The sequence below is a fragment of the Chloroflexota bacterium genome (assembly GCA_016219275.1).
Classification (GTDB): Bacteria; Chloroflexota; Anaerolineae; order UBA4142; family UBA4142; genus JACRBM01.
Genome location: JACRBM010000068.1, coordinates 13,262 through 33,112, shown reverse-complemented (window position 1 = coordinate 33,112; position 19,851 = coordinate 13,262). Strand labels below are relative to the sequence as shown.

At 55.9% G+C, this 19,851-nt stretch carries 19 protein-coding genes; 14 read left to right on the top strand and 5 right to left on the bottom strand.

Going from position 1 to position 19,851, the window contains the following annotated elements; translation table 11 throughout:
* Window positions 1-327 precede the first annotated feature (327 nt).
* From HY868_19560 to cas4, 4 genes are read left to right on the top strand one after another with little or no spacing between them, the layout of a single operon-like run.
* Window positions 328-915: a chromate transporter gene (locus tag HY868_19560; GenBank protein ID MBI5304340.1), complete on the top strand. Its 588-nt coding sequence runs from the start codon at window positions 328-330 to the stop codon at window positions 913-915.
* Window positions 916-927: 12 nt separating this feature from the next.
* Window positions 928-1,563 (top strand): haloacid dehalogenase, encoded by a 636-nt coding sequence (locus tag HY868_19555; protein MBI5304339.1) that lies wholly within the window; start codon window positions 928-930, stop codon window positions 1,561-1,563.
* Window positions 1,564-1,824, top strand: a complete 261-nt coding sequence (locus tag HY868_19550; protein MBI5304338.1) for a hypothetical protein — start codon at window positions 1,564-1,566, stop codon at window positions 1,822-1,824. It begins immediately after the preceding gene.
* An 8-nt stretch (window positions 1,825-1,832) separates the two neighbouring features.
* Complete coding sequence (gene cas4 / locus HY868_19545) at window positions 1,833-2,360, top strand: CRISPR-associated protein Cas4 (GenBank protein MBI5304337.1); 528 nt, start codon at window positions 1,833-1,835, stop codon at window positions 2,358-2,360.
* Window positions 2,361-2,457: 97 nt separating this feature from the next.
* Here the strand turns inward: cas4 and HY868_19540 are convergent, their stop codons facing one another.
* From HY868_19540 to pyrB, 5 genes are all read right to left on the bottom strand, one after another.
* Window positions 2,458-3,651 (bottom strand): FIST C-terminal domain-containing protein, encoded by a 1,194-nt coding sequence (locus tag HY868_19540; GenBank protein MBI5304336.1) that lies wholly within the window; start codon window positions 3,649-3,651, stop codon window positions 2,458-2,460.
* A 9-nt stretch (window positions 3,652-3,660) separates the two neighbouring features.
* A complete protein-coding gene (locus HY868_19535; protein ID MBI5304335.1) occupies window positions 3,661-4,239 on the bottom strand; it encodes a Uma2 family endonuclease in 579 nt (192 codons plus the stop codon).
* A gap of 58 nt (window positions 4,240-4,297) precedes the next feature.
* Window positions 4,298-4,888: an orotate phosphoribosyltransferase gene (gene pyrE / locus HY868_19530; protein ID MBI5304334.1), complete on the bottom strand. Its 591-nt coding sequence runs from the start codon at window positions 4,886-4,888 to the stop codon at window positions 4,298-4,300.
* 23 nt (window positions 4,889-4,911) lie between these two features.
* Window positions 4,912-5,172 carry a hypothetical protein gene (locus HY868_19525; GenBank protein ID MBI5304333.1) on the bottom strand — a complete coding sequence of 87 codons (261 nt, stop codon included), beginning with the start codon at window positions 5,170-5,172 and terminating at the stop codon, window positions 4,912-4,914.
* Window positions 5,173-5,264: 92 nt separating this feature from the next.
* Complete coding sequence (gene pyrB / locus HY868_19520) at window positions 5,265-6,167, bottom strand: aspartate carbamoyltransferase (protein MBI5304332.1); 903 nt, start codon at window positions 6,165-6,167, stop codon at window positions 5,265-5,267.
* Between the two features lie 209 nt (window positions 6,168-6,376).
* Here pyrB and HY868_19515 point away from each other — a divergent pair, with 209 nt between their 5' ends.
* The 10 genes from HY868_19515 to HY868_19470 all read left to right on the top strand — a co-directional run bounded on the left by HY868_19515 (window position 6,377) and on the right by HY868_19470 (window position 19,834).
* On the top strand, window positions 6,377-7,237 hold the full coding sequence (locus HY868_19515; protein ID MBI5304331.1) for a hypothetical protein: 861 nt from the start codon (window positions 6,377-6,379) through the stop codon (window positions 7,235-7,237).
* Between the two features lie 6 nt (window positions 7,238-7,243).
* Entirely contained in the window at window positions 7,244-8,287 is a 1,044-nt protein-coding gene (locus tag HY868_19510) for a DUF362 domain-containing protein (protein ID MBI5304330.1), read from the top strand.
* A gap of 16 nt (window positions 8,288-8,303) precedes the next feature.
* Window positions 8,304-9,494 carry a DUF2029 domain-containing protein gene (locus HY868_19505; GenBank protein MBI5304329.1) on the top strand — a complete coding sequence of 397 codons (1,191 nt, stop codon included), beginning with the start codon at window positions 8,304-8,306 and terminating at the stop codon, window positions 9,492-9,494.
* An 86-nt stretch (window positions 9,495-9,580) separates the two neighbouring features.
* Window positions 9,581-10,816, top strand: coding sequence for a hypothetical protein (locus HY868_19500; GenBank protein MBI5304328.1), 1,236 nt, complete (start codon window positions 9,581-9,583; stop codon window positions 10,814-10,816).
* Entirely contained in the window at window positions 10,813-12,873 is a 2,061-nt protein-coding gene (locus HY868_19495) for a glycosyltransferase family 39 protein (GenBank protein MBI5304327.1), read from the top strand. Before HY868_19500 ends, HY868_19495 begins: the two co-directional genes overlap by 4 nt.
* 6 nt (window positions 12,874-12,879) lie before the next feature.
* Window positions 12,880-14,067, top strand: a complete 1,188-nt coding sequence (locus HY868_19490; GenBank protein ID MBI5304326.1) for a DUF2029 domain-containing protein — start codon at window positions 12,880-12,882, stop codon at window positions 14,065-14,067.
* A 65-nt stretch (window positions 14,068-14,132) separates the two neighbouring features.
* On the top strand, window positions 14,133-15,476 hold the full coding sequence (locus tag HY868_19485; GenBank protein ID MBI5304325.1) for a glycosyltransferase family 39 protein: 1,344 nt from the start codon (window positions 14,133-14,135) through the stop codon (window positions 15,474-15,476).
* Entirely contained in the window at window positions 15,476-16,966 is a 1,491-nt protein-coding gene (locus tag HY868_19480) for a glycosyltransferase family 39 protein (GenBank protein ID MBI5304324.1), read from the top strand. The genes HY868_19485 and HY868_19480 overlap by 1 nt, the downstream gene beginning before the upstream one ends.
* Before the next feature lie 14 nt (window positions 16,967-16,980).
* Window positions 16,981-18,279 carry a DUF2029 domain-containing protein gene (locus tag HY868_19475; protein ID MBI5304323.1) on the top strand — a complete coding sequence of 433 codons (1,299 nt, stop codon included), beginning with the start codon at window positions 16,981-16,983 and terminating at the stop codon, window positions 18,277-18,279.
* Window positions 18,272-19,834, top strand: a complete 1,563-nt coding sequence (locus HY868_19470) for a glycosyltransferase family 39 protein (protein ID MBI5304322.1) — start codon at window positions 18,272-18,274, stop codon at window positions 19,832-19,834. Before HY868_19475 ends, HY868_19470 begins: the two co-directional genes overlap by 8 nt.
* Window positions 19,835-19,851: the final 17 nt, after the last annotated feature.

Sequence of the window (19,851 nt, the reverse complement as noted above, 5' to 3'; positions counted from 1 at the left end):
TTCCCACGATTTTTTCAAAATTGGGTGATGCACATAATACGCATAAAGCTTGTTCGTTGCAATAGCGTTCCCAGAATCGGGTGTCCGTCAAAATTTTAGAACACTCAACCTTGCGAAGGATTAGACGACAAATCAAATAGGATTGCCGTTCAACCTTCGCAAGGTTTTTTCACCACCCAAAAACTTGACGCCCCCCAGAATCCGGTCGTGAGTGAATCTCTTGGCGTGAGATCGAGTTGCTCACGCGCGTATCGGCAATTTAGCATCGCGCGCGATGTTGTGATATATTGAGAATCGAAATTTCAAATCAATCCAACGGAGGATGCGATGTTGTTGTGGGACATTTTCGTTCTCTTTACGCGCGTGGCGATGTTTTCGTGGGGCGGCGGTCCGGCATCGCTTGCGTTGATGCAACGCGAAGTGACATCGGCGAAATGGATTCCGCCGGGCGCGAGTGAGCCGGTGGCGTGGGCAACGCCGGAGGAATTCGCGGACGCGGTTGCGTTGGGCAACGCGTTGCCCGGTCCCATCGCGCCGCAAGTGTCCGCGTATGTCGGTTACAAACTCGCCGGGGTTGGGGGCGCGGTTGCCGCGGCGGGCGGCACGGTTTTGCCGACGACGATCTTGATGTTGGTGATGGTCGTCGCGTTTTTCGGCGTCAAGGATTTGCCCGCGCTCAAATCCATGATTACCGCGGTGCGCCCGATCGTCGTCGGCTTGCTGTTGTGGACGGCGTACGATATGGCGTTTACGGTGTTGAACGCGAAAAAATTGGGTTGGAGCGCCGGGATCGCCCAGAGTTGGGATAAACTCGCGCTGGCGATTGTCTCGTTCGGTTTGTTCACGTTTACCGATATCAATCCGGTGTTCATCATCCTGGGCGCGGCGGCGCTGGGATTCATCATCTATCGTTAGAAGGAGACCTTTGTGCAAACACTTGATCCGATTGGCGAAAAGATTCGCCACAGTTTCGAAGCGAAGAATGCCGCGCGGGACGCCGCGCTCGCCGCGTCGCGCGAACTGATTCGTCACTGCGCGCTTTCGATTCGCGCGACGCATCGCGCCGAACATGCCGACGCCGCGCAATTGCTGGGACGCGCCAAGGACATTGCGACGCAAATGAAAGCGAACGTTGCCGCGTATCCCGATTTGTATTTCGCGGGATACGTGCAGGACGCGCTCAAGGAATTTGCCGAAGCGAACATCGTTGCGTCGCTCATCACCGGCGGAACGATCCCTGACCCGGACGCGCTCGGCATCGAGTACGCGGCGTACCTCAACGGTCTCGGCGAAGCGGCTGGCGAATTGCGCCGCTACGCGCTCGACATCATTCGCCACGATACGAGCGAACGCGTCGAAAAAGTGCTCGACGCGATGGAAGACATTTACTCATTGCTCGTGACGATGGATTTTCCAGACGCGCTGACCGGCGGTTTGCGCCGCACCACCGACATGGTGCGTGGTGTGCTCGAACGGACGCGCGGCGACTTGACGATTGCGGCGCGGCAGGAAAAACTCGAAGCCAGGTTGCGCGAGTTTGAGGAGAGGTTGGGAGGGAAATAGATGGTGGGAGAAGATTCGCGCGTCCTCCGTGCAAGTGAGATCGGCGAGTATATGTTTTGTCATCGCGCGTGGTGGCTGCATCGCGTTTGCGGCGTCGCGTCCGCGAATCGCGTCCAGATGCAAGCCGGGGTTGCTCGCCACGTCGAACATGGACGCGCGGTGCATCGTGTCGGCGTACTCGAACGCGCGTCGCGCCTCCTCGTGATTCTTGCGATTGTGCTTGCCGTCGCGTTTGCGCTTGCGCTGTTGTCGCCGCGTTGAGGATCGCGATGGCTGGTCTCCTTGCCGCGCTGGTTGTGATCGCCTTGCTCGCCGCGTTCGTCGTGCGGATTGCCGCGCGGACGCAACGCGCGCAGACGGGGTTGCCATTCGGCGCGCGCGTGGTGTACGCGGACACCGGCGCGTGGGAAAAGGTCGAGCGTCCGCTTTTCTCGCGACGATACGCGTTGACCGGCAAACCGGATTACATCGTCACACACAACGGCGCGGTCATTCCCATCGAGGTCAAACCGAATCGTCGCGCGTCCGCGCCGCGCGAGTCGGATGTGTTGCAACTCGCCGCGTACGGATTGTTGATCGAAGAGACGCAGCGCGTCGCGCCGCCGTACGGTTTGCTCAAGTATCGCGACGCGGTGTTTCAGGTGGATTTTACCGACGCGCTGCGCGCGCAGTTGCTCGCGGTGATGGACGCGATGCGCGCTGATCTCGATGCGCGTGACGTGCCGCGTCATCACGTCGAATCGTTCCGTTGTCGCGCGTGCGGTTATCGCGAAGAGTGTGGTCAGGCATTGGAATAAAGACCCGTCAGGTTTTTCGTAACCTGACGGGCTTGATTTGTCGAAGGGAACGGATGCCGTTCCGTTCCGATTGAATGAACGCGGCGGCGAGCGTTTACTACGACGTAGGATTTGCCGGACGAAACAATGCGATGCTCGCGGTTTGACCGTGTAAGAAATTTTTACCGCCAATCGGTCCAATCTCGCCCGCGCAGAAAAAGCCGGCAAGGTTCACGCCGCCCAATACGCTTTGAATCGTTTGGATGTCGCCGTTCGGATGCGGATACAAGCGCGTGCCGCGTCCGTTGCACGAAAAGACGAGCGCGCCACTCGGTTGATCGAAAAAGGTTTGCGGCGTCAACTGCATTTCGAGGTCTTCGGTTGCGGTCGTCGCATCGCGCAAATGGAATTGAATCGTTTCGCCGGCGCGAACATGATCGCCAATTGCAATCGCGCCCGATTCGTGATCCACGCCCACCAATCCGCGCACGAGAAAATCGCCGCGACCCAGGTCGGGTTTCGTCGGGTCAATCGCGCGCCCAACATACAAACCGTTGTTGAGCAGCGCGCGGTCACTCGGCGCGAGTTGTTCGATCAGACTTTGAATCTGCGGCAGCGGCGGTTCGCCTTCGATGGCGTAAATCACATTCTCGCGCGCGTTCGACACGGTGAACGCGCGACCGATCGGACGACATCCTTGCGACACGACGACATCCACTTCGAACGCGCCGCGCAAGGCGACGCCGACCGCGCCTTCGATAAACACACGCTCGTTCAACAACAGCGAATTGCCTTTCGCGCGCGCCGAGCCGCTCGCCATGCCGCCGACCATCGGCACGCCGGGATAAAAGCGATTGAACGCGTCGAGCACGCGGTCCATTGGCGTCGAGAACGGATCGGCGAGCAACACAAATAAACGCGTATCGCGCGGTGCGCCGAGTGTCTGCTCAAAGGGCACGCGGGTTTTGAGCGTCGCGTCCCAGTCCTCGGGGTTTAGCGCGAAGGGAACTAATTCGACCGCCGGCAAGTGCGCGGCGACGACGGTGATCGCCGGTTCGCGCTCGATTTCGGCGTCGCGTCCGATGACGCCTTCGGCGGTGCAACCCAGCATCACGCGTGGGTGCAACGCATCGCGCAAATTATCCGCGACGAAAACCGATCCGCGCGCGAAATGCGGCGAGAGAAACGCGATCAGCAAATTCACCGGCAGGTGACCGATTTGATTGAGGATGCTTTCTGCAAGCGCGCGCGTCGTTTCGCTAATATCGCGTCCTTGCGCGGTGGCAGAAGCAAAGAGTACTGTTTCGTTCATCGTCGCTTTCTATTCTGCGAACACATCGGCGAGTGAGATGGTGAAACCAGGCAGCACGTCGTCGCCGGTCAAGGTGTCTTCGATGCCGAAACAGCGAATATCCGTCAGCGCGCGGTACGCATGCACGATTTCGTTTTCTGGATCCACCACCCACACGAGGCGCACGCCAATCGAAAAATAATCTTCGAGTTTGCGCGTGACCTGATTCCAGCGATCATCCGGCGACAGGACCTCGACGATCAAATCCGGCGCAACGTCGAGGAAACCGGATTTACCGCGATTTGCCAGTCGCTCGTTTGAGATAAAAACAATGTCAGCGCCGCGTACTGTGTCCGGCATCCGTCGAATGAAAATGCCGACCTCACCGCCGCTGACGCGTCCCAGTTTGTGTTGGCGGACAAACGCACGGATTTCTCCTCCCAAATTGAACTCAACGATGCCATGCATTTCTCCGGTCGGTGCTATGTTAATGATTTCTCCTTCGATGAGTTCGCATCGTCCAATATCGCCCATCTCGAGCAGTTCTTCGCCGGTGATTTTGGTTTTTGCTTGCGCGGTTTCGATTATCGTTTGAGGTATGGCGCTCATACGCGTGCTCCTTTTCAGATGACCTGATTCTACCGCAGGTACGCGGCGGCGTCAATCGTCACCGCGTGCCGAGGTACTCGATCACTTTTGTGAACTGATTTTCCGAAATGCGTTCTGCGTCGCGTAACGTTTGAACGAGTTCGCGGAACGTGTAAATGACGTGCACGATACATCCGCGCGCGGTCACCGCGGCAACGCCGCCCTGTTCGCGATCAACGAGCACGACGACATCGCGTACTTTGAGTCGCGCGGTCTGCAGCGTGTCAATCGCTTCGAGATTGCTTGCGCCGGTCACGATCAAATCGTCCAACAGCACGACGGTCTCGCCCGATTTGAATTCACCTTCGACGCGCCGATCCGAGCCGTAATCTTTTTTGAGCGAGCGCGGATAAATCAACGGGCGTTCCATTTCGAGTGCGACCGCGGTGCCGATGGGTAATGCCGCGAGCGGAATCGCGGCGATGCGGTCGAACGCGAGCGGTGCAAGCGTTTGCGCGATTTCGTGCGCCGATTCGCGCAAGACGTTTGGATGCGAAACGAGCACGCGCAGGTCGAGGTAGATCGGCGCGAGCGCGCCGGTTTTCATTTTGAATTTACCAAATTGAATCGCGCCGATGTGATGCCAACTAACAATCAAGTCTGGGTTCATTTGATCCTCACATAACCAGTATGCTAGAACTCGCTTGGTAGCGGTTTGCCATCGGTGAGGCGATGCGGTCGGCAGTGTTGACACTTGGTGCGATAGCGCGCGAATTGCCGCGCCGCGTCGTACGCCTGCGCGAATGTGGCGAATGGACCGTACCAATGGCTGGCGCGTCGCAACGCGCGCGGATGAATGCCGTGACCATCATTGCAGTACACACAGTGCGACAGGTGCACGCGCGCCAACGTGCCCGGCACACTCCGATTCACATAGATGTGGAAGGTCAGCATAGGATTTTCTGCCAGCCAACCTTGCGAAGGTTTAGCCGCCAAAGAGAAACGCGTTTCGGATCATCCTTGGCAAGGTTTTTCACCGCAAAGTCTTACGGAACTAACACGGCTTCGAGTAATGCCATTCGCACGAATAACGCGTTCTCGGCTTGGCGAAAGTACGCCGCGTTCGGCAACGCGTCCACGTCGGGTGCGATTTCGTCGCCGTGCGGTGATGGGTGGAGCACGACCAGGTTGGGCTGGGCATTCGTGATGAGTTCGCGCGTGAGCACGAAAAAATTTTTGAATTTCTCGTACTGTCTGAGATCGGCAAAGCGTTCGCGTTGCATCCCGGTCATGTACACGACATCCATTTTTTGCAGCGTTTTGGGCAGGTCGTTTGTTTCTTCGACGCTGAATTCGTTCTCGCGCAAGTAATCGGTAATATCCGGCGGCATCGCGAGCGCGGCGGGCGCGACGAACGACAAGTCTACTTGGAAGAGCGATAGCGCGCGCGCGAGCGAGTGCGCCGCGCCGCTATTCTTCAAATCGCCGACGAGCGCGACGCGTAAATGATCGAGCGTTCGCTTTTCCGCGCGAATCGCATACAGATCAATCAACGCTTGCGTCGGATGTTCGCCCGCGCCATCGCCGGCATTGATGATCGGAATGCTCACTGTGTCCGCCGCGTGTTGCGCCGCGCCGGTTTCAGGATGACGCAGGATAAGCGCGTCCACGTCGCGCGCGAGCGCGTTCAGCGCCTCGGGGAAATTCTTTGCTTGGGTGTCGAAGGGCGCGAGCCGCGCACCGAGCTGGTGTATCGCGTCCGCAAACCCTGGGAGGGTGCGCGTGCTCGGTTCAAAGAACGCGGTCGCCACGCGTTTATCGGCGAGTGTGCGTGTCGGCGCGCTGTCGTTGAGTTGGGTGCGCAATTCGTCCGCGCGCGCGAACAAATTTTCGATAGATGCGCGCTTGAATTGCGCGGCGGATAGTACGTCGTTGCCGTAGAAACTCATGCTCGCTCCGTGAAATCGCGTGAACAAAAAAGACCTTTGAGAAATGTTCTCAAAGATCGAATATGAAAAAGGAATGTCGCCAATTTGTTCACCGGGAATGACAAGGTCGCGACAAAGTATAGCGCACTCGGACAAAATGTCAATTGCGTGCCCCCGCTCCAACTTTTTTCCTCTTGACAACTTGGGGTGGGCGTAGTACTCTGCCAGCAATGGCAAGCGCACTCGATTTTCTGCGCGCGTCGCAAAATCGCGACGGCGGTTGGGGCTACCGGGTTGGCGCGATGTCGTTTGTCGAACCGACTGCTGCGGTTCTGCTCACATCGCGCGACGCGAATCCGCGCGCGCGCGATTTCTTGCTTGGACTGCAACACCGCGATGGTGGCTGGGGCATCGCCGCCCTCGACGATGAAAGCGGCTGGATGACCGCGTGGGCAGTGTGGGCGCTCGCGCGGACGGGTGACGCGCGTGACGCGGTGACGCGCGGCGTCGCGTGGTTGCTGGAGGTCGAGGTCTTGCGTTTCACCGACCCTGGCGCGCGCGACAAGACGAATGAATTGTTACGAATTGACGCGTCGTTGCGCGGTTGGCCCTGGCAATCTGGCGATGCGTCCTGGGTTCAGCCCACCGCGCTCGCGATGCTCGCACTGAATGCGGCAGGGCAGGGCGCTCACCCGCGTGTGCGCGAAGGCGAGCAATACCTGCGTGACCGCGCGATTGCCAGGGGCGGTTGGAACGTCGGCAATCCGTGGATGATCGGCAAACCGGTTCCCGCGACGATTCAAGATACGGCGATTGCGTTGTTGGCGCTGCGCGCGGTCGGTGAATCAGATCGTGAACCGCACATTGCGAACGCGATTCAATTCATGCGCGACACGTTTATAACGCTGAACACGCCGGCGGAACTCGCGTGGGCGAGCTGGGCATTGGATAATTGGAGATTGGAGATTGGAAATTGGATGTTGGAAGTTGAGAACGCGCGTGCGCGACTGAATGAGTTGCAACAAGCCGATGGAAGTTGGCAGGGCAATCCATTTATCGCCGCGATTGCATTGCGGGCAATTGGAAGGTGATGCGCGATGTCTGATCCACTCTCCAACTTCCAACTTCCAATTTCCAGACTATCGCGTCGTGCGTTTCTTCGTCTCGCGTTGCTCGGCGCGATTGCCGGCGGCGTGGCATATATCGCCAAGGCGATCGAGCCGGTCGGACTCAACTGGCTCGCGTGGATGGCGCGCGGATACGCGACGAAAACGTTCGCGCCGCGCGCACGCGTCGCGCTCGCCGCGTGCCCGTCGTACGACGCGGATGTGCTTGACGCGCTGCGCCGCGCGTGGCGCGATGCGAACGCGCCGAACCTGCGCGATCAACGGGTTGTGCTGAAACCCAACCTCGTGGATTTTGTCGAGGCGCATCCTACCTTTACGCATCCGCGTGTTACGCAAGCGATGATTCAACTCGCGCGCGAACAGGGCGCGCGCGACATTGTCGTCGGCGACGGACCAGCGTTTCGCCGTGACGCGCAAGCGATTCTCGACGCGACAGGATATGCGGCGATGCTCGCGCGCGAGCAAGTGCCGTTCGTGGATTTGAACTACGACGACTTGGTGAGCATCCCGTTGAAGAACGGTTACACAAGAATGAAAACGCTGTTCCTCGCGCGGACGATTGCGGACGCGGATGTGTTCATCTCGATGCCGAAGTTGAAAACGCATCACTGGACGACGATATCGGCAAGCGTAAAGAATCTTTTCGGCATTGTGCCCGGCATCAAGTACGGTTGGCCCAAAAACACTCTGCACGTGCGCGGCATTCCGGTTTTTCTCGCCGAGTTAGTGGACTCGTTGCCGACGCGTGCGTCCGCGGTTGTGGATGGCGTGGTGGGGTTGGAAGGCGATGGTCCGCTGTTTGGCGGTGCGGTGAAAAGCGGTGCGTTGGTCGTTGGGACGGATTTGCTCGCGGTGGATGCGACGTGTGCGCGCCTGATGGGCTTTGATCCGGCGGCGATTGACTATTTGAACTTTGCCGCGTGGGCGGGTGTTGGCGCGATTGCCGAAAACAAAATCGAACTCGCGGGCGAGTCGCTCGCGCAATTGGCGCGGGTATACGAGCGACCGCCGTAGGTGGAGCGAAAACCGAATGCGTACCAACCTTTCCTGGGTCGCCATTGCATTATGTTTTGGAATCAGTTTTCTATTTGGGTTGGGTATATTGGTGGATTGGAAGACCGCGTCGGAATTTCGGTACTGGCCCTTTGGTGTGGATGTGTATCCGCATTGGGTTGCCACGCGCGCGATCTGGCGCGGCGACAGTCCATATTCTCTTCAAGTATTACGTGAGACCCAGCAATTGATCTACGCTAGACCGCTCGAACCCGGTGATGATCCGTTCGGTTTTTACTATCCCGCGTACGTTTCGTTCATCATCTTGCCATTGACCTGGTTGCCCGTTGAGTGGGCAGGATTGGTATGGAGCGCAGTCAATTGGGCTGGACTAGTCACACTTGCCATCGTGTGGAGTTGGCGGATCAAACCGCGATTGCCGCCAATACCTTGGGGACTAGTTTTACTCTCGGTGATTTTTTATCGCCCGGCATTTCTTGCTGTGATCAATGGTCAGTACGGATTGTTTGTCGTCGCGTGTACACTGGGCGTGTGGTGGCTGATTCGAGCGCGGCACGATGGTTGGGCGGGTGGGCTATTAGCATTTGCCACGATCAAACCTTCGATCAGTTTACTTGCGCCATTAGTGATATTATTGTGGGCGGCGCGGGAGCGACGCTGGAATGGCGTGAGTGGTTTTCTGATCGCACTGGGATTGTTGGTCGGCGCGATGACGTTGCGAATTGGTTGGTGGGTACCAGATTTTCTCCGCGCCTCCCAAAGTTTTGCGTCCAAGCCCGGTTCGTGGATGACGCAAGATATTTTTTCTCTTGCCGGTTTTGTGTGGTTGGCGGGTGCGCTCGCGTTGTTGGGCATCGGTCTAGTGCATCTGTGGTCACGGCGCGATTTTCCGTGGCTAGCGATCATCGGCGCGCTCTGTCTCAACTTACTGATTATTCCGCATCTCTTGGAGTACGATCTGACCGTGCTATTGCTCGCCCTATTTTGGCTTGGCGCGCAGTGGCGCACGGTACGATGGGGTCTGGCGGGGTGGCTTGTGTTGATTTGGATGCCCTGGCTGTCGTGGCTGTTTCTCCTCGCCATCGGCGGGACTACCGAGCAGTGGTGGAAATTGATTTGGCAATTCTATCCCAGTTTACTCATCTATGCGATGCTGGTCTGGGTGTGGCGTACGTGGCGTGACAACCCGAACGCGGGCGCGAAGTGAAATTGATGCGTCGAGTGGTCCGCGCGCGTATACTTGAGAATTGGTTGACCTAAAAAACACTCGTATGCGTTCGCGAAAGGAGGAAGATGTTGCGCGCCAAATTCGCGGTTCATTCGGATTTTTTGATGGTGCTCACGCTGTTTATTGCTTTCCGTTTGTTGATGATGGTTTGGTTTAGTCCGGCAAGTGTTTTTACCGGCGGTTTTCTCGGACACGAGTATTACTTTGATATGGCGCGATATTCTGAACAGGGATATTATCCATTCGTTCATTTCTGGTTTGAATATCCACCCGTTTTTCCTTATCTTGCCATTGCGGTTTATAAACTAACATCACTCGGACAGGCGAATTTCGAATATTTCAGTCGTGTGCTCACACTCGCCGTGCTGCCGTTCGATATTCTGACGCTCGTCAATGTCTACCGAATCGCGCGTCGGGTTTACGATGGAATGTCGGCTGTGCGTGTGAGTTGGATTTACGCGCTCTTGCTCTTACCGGCGTACTATTGGTGGCATGTCCCCGATCCGATTCTGGTAGCGCTGACCATGCAATCGTTCTACTGGTTGCTCGCCGGGCGCAACAGTGCAGCGGCATTTGCGCTTGCCATTGCGATTGCCACCAAATTCACGCCGGTGATTCTCGTGGGTACAGCGTGCCGATTCATTGCGACGCGGCAACAATTATTTCTCTTTACAGTATCACTCTGCGCGATCGTGGTGTTGATCTTTGGTTCATTCTTTATCCAGTCGCCGATCTTTACAATTGCTTCCTTTCAAGCACTTGTGTCCGTTTCGTCGTGGGAAACAATTTGGGCATTGCTGGATGGAAACTTTACTTACGGCAATGTCGGGTTGATGCCGCGGCATTTTGATCCGGCGATGGCGGCAGTGCCAGTGTACAATCCGCCGATTGTGCCGGGTTGGTTGACGCTGGCCTTCTTCGGCGCACTCTTCTTGATTGTGTTTACGCGCCCGGTTGATCCTGCCAATCCGCGGCAAGTGCTCGTGTTTACCGGAGTTGTGTTGATGTTGTTTCTTCTCTGGAGCAAAGGGTGGAGTCCGCAATGGGCGACGTTGGTCATTCCCTTTTTCCTCCTCTGTTACCCAAATTGGCGTGGGCTGTTGCTATCGCTTGTGCTCACTTTTGTAGGTTTGCTGGATTCCCTAATTACGTTGAGTCTCAATAATCCGGGTATGTATACGCTCGGTGTCATTGGACGAACCACCGTGTTTATTTTTGTCGCGTTTGATCTTTATGCGGAATTGATCCATCGTGTGCCGGTCGCGCGCGCAAATGAACCTACGGTTTGCGTGGACAAATGAAACGCGAGTCATTTGGCAACTGGTTTATCGTTCTTGTCGCCGTTGGATGGTTGTTTGTTGTGACAACCAGTTATTACATCGTGCACAAGCCGTTCAGCGTCGAAAACGCACTGGCGATTCTCAACCTACTGGCAAACCTCGTTGTTGCCGGCTCGCTGTACATCCTAGCCGCAACTATCGGTCGGCGAGCCACGCGCGCGGTCGAGTTTGCCTCACCACTCGAAGCGATTGTCTTGAGCACGGGGCTTGGGCTTGGCTTGATTTCGTTCGCCGTGTTCGCGCTGGGTTTACTCGGATGGTTGCAGCGCGTTTTATTTTGGAGTGTGCTCTTGCTCGCCCTGTTTCTGGTGCGTCACGATGCGCGCGCGACCTGGCGCGATATGCGCGCCTTACGATTTCCGATCGCGTCGCGTTTCGAGCGCGTGCTCGCGATCTTTAGCGCGGCGACCTTGTTGCTCGCGCTTATCACCACATTGCCGCCGACGCTCGCGTGGGACGCTCAATTGTACCATTTGTTCGGTGGCAAACTCGCACTTGCCCAGGGACGGATCGGAGTCCCGCCGGATGTCCTCTCGCTGAATTATCCATCGTTGACCGCTATGTTGTATCTCGCGGCGATGACACTAAAGGACGATGGCGCAAGCGCATTGATTCATCTTGGATTCACGCTGTTGACGTGCGGCGCGCTGGCTAGTTTGAGCCAGCGCTTTTTCTCTGCGCGCGCCGGCTGGAGCGCAATCGCACTACTCTTGAGCGCGCCGTCATTTGTGTTGGTATCGACGTGGCCCTACGCGGACGCGGCGCTTGCTTTTTTCACAGTGGGCGCGTTGTACGCGATCCTCGTCGCGACGGAACAACGCGGAATCGGATGGTATCTGGTCGCCGGCGCATTTGCCGGACTGGCATTGGGCACGAAATATACCGCGGTGATCGTTCCGGTGGCGATGGGAATTGTCTATTTGGTACGGCAAAAGAATTGGGCGTGGTCGCATCTCGCTTCGCTGATTGCGATGACAACCGTATTCGCTTTGCCCTGGTACGCGCGTAACTGGATATTTATGGGTAATCCGATTTATCCATTCTTTTTTGGCGGGCGCTACTGGGATGCATTCCGCAATCGCATCTATGCTGGCTCTGTGAGTGGTTTTAGTGGCGAGCCGTGGCGTTTGGCGCTCGCGCCCTGGGAAGCGACAATCCTGGGTCAAGAAGGCAAGGCGATGTACGAGGCAACGATCACTCCCCTCTTGCTCGCGGTGTTGCCGCTGTTGTTGTTCGTCTGGCGCAAAGAAGCGCGTGTGGCAACCCACCGCGCGCTCCAGCACACGCTCGTGTTCGTTAGCGTCTTGTTTGCTTTTTGGTTGTTGGGTCTGTATTATTCGGATGGCTTGAAGCAGACGCGCTTGCTGTTCCCGGCTTTTCCCGCGTTTAGCTTAATTGCCGCGCTGGCACTCGAACGACTAAGCGCGCTCGATGTGCCGCAATTTTCGCTTGCGCGGTTGACGCGCTGGATTGTGTTGTTCGTTCTGTTGTTGACATTACTCGGTCAGGTTCTCGGTGTGATTGAGGCGAATCCCTTTCCACATCTGCTGGGTTTTGAATCGCGCGAAACGTATCTGGCCCGGCGGCTCACGCCGACGGGTTACTGGGACGCGATGCAATTTCTAGGCACGTTGCCGTCACCCCGCGTGTACTTTTTGTGGGAGCCGCGTGCGTACTATGTTGCTGATACGGTGGTCACACAACCGGATGAAGTGCTTGATCTGTTTCCGCATCTGCGCCATCAGTACCGCGATGCCGCGAGCATCGCGCGCGCGCTTCGCGCACAGGGGTACGAGTACGTGCTGGTGAATCGCTGGGGCTTGAATTTTGTGTTGGAGAGCGGCTATACCGGTATGACGGCGGAGGATGTTCAAGTGTTGCAAGAATTGACGACGCGGTACGCGCGCCAAGTGCACGGCGGTTTGGGTGTGGAATCACGCGCGGATGCCGATGGCAAGTTGCTAGTTCTCCATGCCGACCGCGATGTGTACGCGATCTACCGCCTGGTGGAACCATAGACAAAAATGGCTCCACCCCGTCGACTTGGAGTGTTGCTTGGCGCGCTTGTTTTGCTGTATCTCGCGTTGACGTGCGCGTTTTACGTTGGCGTCGCGTCGCAAGTGCCCGGCGCAAATGATTTCTACTCGCGCTGGATGGGCGCGCGCGCCCTGTTCTTGCGCGGGCAGAATCCGTACTCCCATGAGGTTACGCAAGACATTCAAATCGGCATGTACGGGCGGCTCGCGCGTCCCGACGAAGACCAGGTCGCGTTTGCGTATCCGCTCTACGCCGCGTTTTTTGCGTTGCCGTTCATCACTCTGTCTTACGCGTGGGCGGAATCGTTTTGGATTGCGTTGCTCGTTTTAGTTGTGCTCAACGCCGGCGTCGCACTGGCGCGTTTTTTTGCGTGGCGATTTACGCCGCCCAAGTTACTCGTGCTCATTCTGTTCGTGTTGGCTTTTTATCCGGTCTTGCGTGGACTGTTCTTGGGTCAATTCACTTTGCTTGTGTTTGCTAGCATGGCATTTGGCTTGGTTCTGCTCGCGCGCCACAATGACGAATGGGCGGGCTGGGTTCTGGCAATCAGTACAGTCAAGCCGCACATTGCCGTTGTGGCGCTTACCACGATTTTTGTCTGGGTGATCGCGCAGCGACGTTGGCGTGTACTACGTGGTTTTGTCAGCGCGATGGCTGTGCTTGGCGTTGCGGCAACAATTCTCTTACCCAGCTGGTTCGGTGATTTTGTCGGCGCGGTGAACGCGTATGCCGGTTACATTCAAGTCGGTCCGCCGTTCCAAGTGTTATCGGAAATGTTTTTGCCGTTGGCATGGACAACGCCATTTTTTATTGGCGGCACGATTCTCTTGTTTGGTATGTTGGTGTATCGGATCGTCAAAACATTTCGCCGCGATGTGATGTCGTTTATTCCAACGATTGAACTGGCAATGCTGGTCACGACGATGACAATGGTACGCACCGCGACTACCGATCAAACATTGTTGTTAATTCCCTGGGTGCATTGGCTTGGCGTGCTGATGCAACGCGGTTGGCAGGGCAGGACGTGGTTGTTGGCAGGTGCGGTTATCATTGTGCCCTGGGTTGTATTTTTGTCTACGTTGATCGGCAATCAAGAAGCGCCGATCGCGACGACGACGGTGGCAACGATGACCTTGATCGCGTACGGCATCGCGTACTGGCGCGATCAAGGATAAATTGCGGCTATGACATTTCCGAAAATTCTAGCGTACGAGCAACGGCTATAGCGGCGGTGATAAAAATGTGCGCGCTCGATCCCGCGTGGAAATTTGCGCTCGGTGTGTTCATGGCGATGCGTGTCGCGTTGAGCGCGTGGGCGTTTGTCGTGTCGCTCCTCGTGCCGGTTGTGGTGCAGAATCTCGATCTGTTTGGCGCGCCGACGCTCGCGGTGTTCGACGTGCAATCGTCCACACGGTACGTCTACTCGCGCGAGGTGGATGGCGAGGTATTGACGTTTCGCGCGGGCGAACCAGGGACAGTAGTGGATGCGCAAACGGTGAGTGTGTGGTCACTGCGCGAGGGGCGCGCAGTGCGGGGCGTGTCCGCCGGCCGTGCGTTGAATGCATCGCCGTACACGGCGGAAGACATTTTTCCGTATCGCGATGTTTCGCCGGAATCGAACGTGTGGCTCGCGGTTTGGCAGAGGTTTGACACGAATTGGTTTCTCGCAATTGCCGCGCGTGGGTACGCATCGGACGGGAGTACGGTCTATTTGCCAATCTATCCACTATTGATTCGCATCGTGACTGTGCTCGTCGGCAACGCGATGCTTGCTACGTTGCTCGTGTCGAATCTTGCACTGATCGGTGTACTCGTATTGTTCTATCGTCTCACCGCACAGCTCTTTGACGATGCGAGTGCGTGTCGCGCGGTGGTGTATCTCCTGGTTTTTCCGACCGGCTTTTTTCTGTTCGCCGCGTACACCGAATCGCTGTTTTTATTTTTCACGCTCGCTGCATTTACATTCGCACAACGTAACCGCTGGTGGTTGGCGTCGCTCGTCGCCGCGCTTGCCGCACTGACGCGTTTGCAAGGCGTCTTGCTGATTGTGCCGTTGCTTTATTTGGCGTGGCGAAGTACGCAACCCGCAACCCGAATCACATCGTATGTCTTACATTTCTTGCCACTCGTGTTGATCCCGCTTGCTGCCGCGACATTCCTCGCGTTCACCAATCTTTCGCTCATCACGAGTTATGAAGGCGAACTCCATGCGCGCTTTGTGACGCCGTGGGAAAACGTCGCGGCGATGTTGGCGTTGTTTGCGCGAGGTCAAGCCAGTTTGGTGGATATGCTCAATCTGTTCGTAACAATTGGCTTGGTGATAATGACTGTGTTTGTGTGGCGACGCATGCCGCGTGCGTATGGTCTGTTCGTCATGTTGATGTTTCTCGCGCCCTTGTTTCGCATGACGACGACTCAGCCACTCGTCAGCATGACACGGTACGCGCTCGCGCTGTTTCCGATGTGGATGACTTGGGGCGCGTGGGGTACGAACCCCTGGGTCAATCGTACCGTGTTGTACCTGTCGTTTCCGTTGCACTTGTATCTTGTTGCGCAATTCGTGCTGTGGGGGTGGGTGGGATGATGGACGCGTTTCGTCGCGCGGACAAGGGACTGGTCTGGCTTGCAGGATGGACCTTGCTCGGCGCGACGCTGCGTCTCGTTGGGCTGGGCGCACAGAGTTTGTGGCTCGACGAGTTGTTCAGTGTCTTTGTGGCGCGACGGGATTGGGCGCAGGTGATCGTCGGCACGATGCAGGGCGACACGAATCCACCGTTGTTCAACTTGCTCTTGAAGGTCGCTTTGCAATTCGGCACGGATGAAACAGCCGTGCGGAGTGTGTCGGCGTTATGCGGCATCGCGGCGATTCCACTATTCTATCTGCTCACGCGCCGCATGTTCGATTCGGCGCGTGTGGCGAATGTCGCGACGTTGTTGTTGGCGACAAATCCGTTTCACATCGCGTACGCACAAGAAGCGCGGATGTATACGCTCCTCGCGTTGTGCCAGCTCGCGGCAATTTATTTTTTCTACCGCGCGTGGCTGGATGATCGGCGCGGCGACTGGGTGATGTTCGGTGTGTGTCAGACGCTCGCGTTCTACTCGCACAGTCTCGCGGTACTAAATTTAATCGCGCTCAATATGTTTGTGGTGTCGCATTGGCGCGCACGGCGGACGCGCTGGCGCGGCTGGGTTTTCGCGCACGGCATTGTGATCGTGTTGTTTGCGCCTTGGCTTTTCGTGATGGCACAACAAATGAATCGCGTGTTGAGTGGTTTTTGGAATCCTCCATCCACTTTATTGAATTTGCTCCGGACACCATACGTGGTAAACTTTAACACGGCGTTGCCGCCGATGCTTGTGCCGATTGGGATGCCGGTGGTGTTGCTCCTTTTTATGTTTGGCTTTTACTGGGTCTTGCGCGCGCTGGCGCGCGAAGCAGTGACGCCGCGTGATCGCGTGGCGTTGCAACTTGCGCTCGCCATTTCGCTCACGCCGCCTGTCATGTTGCTCGCCATTTCGCTGATTCGCCCGGTCTATATCGAGCGCGTGTTGATTGCGTCTACGTTCGGACTGTTTCTGATTTGGGCTTGGGTTTGGACACAACGACCGCGCTGGCTCGAGCGCATCGCGTTAGCAATCGGCGCACTGTTGCTGGTTGTGGCGCTAGGCAATTATTATCTCGACCCGTCATCACAAAAACCACCGATGTGTCAAGCGGCGCACGAACTCGCGGCGCGCTGGCAACCCGGTGATGTGGTCATTCACACGAGCGATTGGAGCACGCTCGCGTTTACGTACTATGCGCCGGCAATTCCGCAACAATATCTCGCCGGCGACCCAGCGTATGTCGCAGCGACGACGCGCGCGCAATCGGGTTATGTGGCTGGATTGGAACCCAGAGAACGCGAGGCGCTTGTCGCCGGGGCTGCGCGAATCTGGCTCGTCGTCGCGTTGGATCACAGCGAGGCGTATCAACAATCGCGCGTAGATGAATTCGATGCGCGCTATGGGCGGCTTGCCGCGTTTGAGTTTCAGGGCATTTATTTGTTTTTGTATCGGACGCCAGGATAGGTGGATCAGAAGCCATGGCTCGCGAAAACGATCGGTCTCACTCTAATGGTTTTGGTATAGACGCGTGGGTCTTTATCGCGATGTTCGTTGGGTATGGCATGGTTTACCATGATACCCCAGCGGTGGTTTCGATTTTCTTTGTTTTTCTTCTGGTGTATTTGTTCGCCGATCAATTCTTGGCGCGACGCTATGAGGAGATGACGAAATTCTTTGTGCTGACGCTGGTCATTGGTTTGTTTATTGTTGGCGCTACGGTCGGTGCGATTCTGTTGCGGCGCGCCTCCGCTCCGCATCAATTTGTTCACGATGGACTAATTCAAACCGAACAGGCAACTCAGTTTCTCTTGTCGGGCAGGAATCCATACCTTGAAGATTATACCCAGACACCTATGGCACAGTGGCATTTTGAGATTGAAGGGGTAGCGATCAATCCAGCGTTGTACCACAATCCATATCTGCCATTTTTCTTCTTGTTCACTGCCCCTTTTTTTCTACTGTCCAATGCGCTCTTGGGTTGGTTTGATGGGCGAATAATTTTTCTGCCCATGTTCGTTGCGGTGATGGGAATGCTCGCTCAGTGGGTAACTAACCGGCCCAAGAAATACGCGCTGTTGTTCTTTGTGGCGTTGAATCCCTTTTTCACGCCCTACTTGATTGAGGGACGTAACGATGTTTTTGTACTCTTTTGGCTTGTGCTTGGAGTGCACTTGCTTCGCCGTAAGTATGAATGGCTGTCCAGCGTTGCGATAGGTTTGGCGTGTGCCAGCAAGTTGACTGCATGGTTTCTCATTCCTTTTTACACGATCTATCTGCTCCGACCTGAAGCGACAATTTTCAAGACCTGGCTCGGGCTACACACGATTCGTAGAGCGTGTCGTTTATTGCCACTGGCACTTGTGGTCGCCTTAATTATCGTCCCCTTTTTCGTGTGGGACCCAGCCACGTTTATTGATGATGTGTGGAATTATCAGAATGGGACATCTCAATTCGCGCCTTATCCCATTCATGGTTATGGTTTTAATATCCTCATCAAGCAGGTTGGATTGATTCCACTAGGTGCGGTTCGTTCACCTTCTGAAGTCTTGCAATGGATCATCGGATTGCCCTTGTTGGGATTGTTGATGTGGAGGCAACACACGCATGATACTCTATCTCAGATGTGGTTAGGGTATGCATTCCTGATCGCTGTGATAGCTTTTTTTTCCCATTCCTTGAATGATAGCCACATCGGTTTTATCCTCACGCTCTTTGTAATTGGGATATTGACCAATGAGGATGTGAGGTCTTTGTCGGAGGTCACTCAACATGATTGATTCTCGCAAAACCACAGTGGTTACCTTTGCATTGCTAGGATTTATCCTGCTGATTGGTACGTATCTCCGTTTCGTCAATCTGCGAACCTCTCCAGGTTGGTATCCCGACGAGGGCAGCGATCTGAACATCGCATTGAATTTGGCACAAGGGCGATTTCAATACTTTGCGGTTGGCGGGACGTTGTTGGTCGCTGCGCGCGCGCCGTTGTATCATCTCATCTGCGTCGCGCTGTTTTGGATTTTTGGCTCCGATATTCTGGTCGCGCGCGGAGTTGCCGCGTTCGCCGGATTGGCGACGATCCCGTTGCTGTTTTTTGTATTCAAAGATTCTTTGGGGCGGTGGCAAGCATTGGCGGTGGCGGCATGTTTTGCTGTTTTCCCCTTTGCGGTTCTCTACAATCGCTGGGCATTTGCGTACAACCTGTTGATGCCATTCTTCACCTTTTTTTTCTGGGCGTTGTTGCGTTTGATCGAAACGCGTCGCGCACGTTGGCTTTTCCTTGCGGCAAGTGTGACCGCGCTGGCGATTCTGACAACCTGGGTCGCGGTTGCGCTTGTGTTCTGCTTTTTCGCTGTAGGATGGTTTTATCAGCGCCGCGCCTTGCTCTGGAGTGTTCCACTCGCACTAAGTTTACCTACTGGGTTTTTGCTCGTCTCGTACGTTGCCGCGCCGGCGTCATTTGTGCAGGATTTTGCCTTGACCTTTTCGCGTACCGAGACTTCACTCCTCGCGCAATTTGTGATGGCTTCGTTCAACTATGCTACTCTTCTGGAATCGAACGCGTGGATGTTGCCGAGTATCATGGGCTTGTTTCTTATTGAGCCGCGCCGTGTGCGCGCGCTAGTCTTGTTCCTCTTTTTCGTGGCGCTGTTCTTTGTCTTGCGCTTTAGTGCGATTGCCGAACTCGGTTTTTATCGGATTTTGGGACTCGTACCATTCATGGCGCTCGGTATCGTAGTGTTGCTCTGGCGCGCTGTGCCGCGGGTGGCGCAAATGGTTGCGGCTGATGTGGATACATTACTCTCGAATTGGGAGTGGTTGCGACGACATACAAGAGTTGTTCGTACTACCAAATTGCTAAGTGTTTCGATTTTTGTTTGGCTGGTCGTTATAGATGTGCTCTTTTTTGACGGCGTAGCAGTGTTTTTGCGGACGCCGATTGTTGCGCCCACGCGTATTGATTCGGTGCTCGCAGTGCCATTACCTGATGCCCTCGCGGCGATTGATTTTGTGAACGCCCATGCGCGTCCTGAGGATGTTGTCATTGCGTCACCGCAGATCGGTTGGGCGTTGCGCGCGCGCGTCGCGGATTTCCAGCAAACATTGTCGTATCAGGGTTTTCCCACTGACAATTACCCCACGCCCATTGAGCCGGCGCGTTTTGTGTTCGATCCGACACCGGCGAATGCGCGCTTTGCTGTTGTAGACCCGATGTGGGAAATTTGGGCGACCGAAAAAATTACGGCGACCACATCATTATTGAACGGGTTTGCTAATTGGGATGTCGCTTTTCGCGCCGGACATTTTACTGTGTATCGTAATCCGACGCGTTAATTTGTTTTGTGCTTGGC

Excerpts from the sequence above, each read along its gene's own strand:
- HY868_19475 (MBI5304323.1), top strand. The coding sequence starts at position 16,981 with ATGGCTCGCGAAAACGATCGGTCTCACTCTAATGGTTTTGGTATAGAC.
- HY868_19490 (MBI5304326.1), top strand. The coding sequence starts at position 12,880 with ATGGCTCCACCCCGTCGACTTGGAGTGTTGCTTGGCGCGCTTGTTTTG.
- HY868_19505 (MBI5304329.1), top strand. The coding sequence starts at position 8,304 with ATGCGTACCAACCTTTCCTGGGTCGCCATTGCATTATGTTTTGGAATC.
- HY868_19540 (MBI5304336.1), bottom strand. The coding sequence starts at position 3,651 with ATGAACGAAACAGTACTCTTTGCTTCTGCCACCGCGCAAGGACGCGAT.
- pyrB (MBI5304332.1), bottom strand. The coding sequence starts at position 6,167 with ATGAGTTTCTACGGCAACGACGTACTATCCGCCGCGCAATTCAAGCGC.
- HY868_19500 (MBI5304328.1), top strand. The coding sequence starts at position 9,581 with ATGTTGCGCGCCAAATTCGCGGTTCATTCGGATTTTTTGATGGTGCTC.
- HY868_19550 (MBI5304338.1), top strand. The coding sequence starts at position 1,564 with ATGGTGGGAGAAGATTCGCGCGTCCTCCGTGCAAGTGAGATCGGCGAG.
- HY868_19525 (MBI5304333.1), bottom strand. The coding sequence starts at position 5,172 with ATGCTGACCTTCCACATCTATGTGAATCGGAGTGTGCCGGGCACGTTG.
- HY868_19535 (MBI5304335.1), bottom strand. The coding sequence starts at position 4,239 with ATGAGCGCCATACCTCAAACGATAATCGAAACCGCGCAAGCAAAAACC.
- HY868_19510 (MBI5304330.1), top strand. The coding sequence starts at position 7,244 with ATGTCTGATCCACTCTCCAACTTCCAACTTCCAATTTCCAGACTATCG.
- HY868_19485 (MBI5304325.1), top strand. The coding sequence starts at position 14,133 with ATGTGCGCGCTCGATCCCGCGTGGAAATTTGCGCTCGGTGTGTTCATG.
- HY868_19495 (MBI5304327.1), top strand. The coding sequence starts at position 10,813 with ATGAAACGCGAGTCATTTGGCAACTGGTTTATCGTTCTTGTCGCCGTT.
- HY868_19560 (MBI5304340.1), top strand. The coding sequence starts at position 328 with ATGTTGTTGTGGGACATTTTCGTTCTCTTTACGCGCGTGGCGATGTTT.
- HY868_19480 (MBI5304324.1), top strand. The coding sequence starts at position 15,476 with ATGGACGCGTTTCGTCGCGCGGACAAGGGACTGGTCTGGCTTGCAGGA.
- pyrE (MBI5304334.1), bottom strand. The coding sequence starts at position 4,888 with ATGAACCCAGACTTGATTGTTAGTTGGCATCACATCGGCGCGATTCAA.
- HY868_19470 (MBI5304322.1), top strand. The coding sequence starts at position 18,272 with ATGATTGATTCTCGCAAAACCACAGTGGTTACCTTTGCATTGCTAGGA.
- HY868_19515 (MBI5304331.1), top strand. The coding sequence starts at position 6,377 with ATGGCAAGCGCACTCGATTTTCTGCGCGCGTCGCAAAATCGCGACGGC.
- cas4 (MBI5304337.1), top strand. The coding sequence starts at position 1,833 with ATGGCTGGTCTCCTTGCCGCGCTGGTTGTGATCGCCTTGCTCGCCGCG.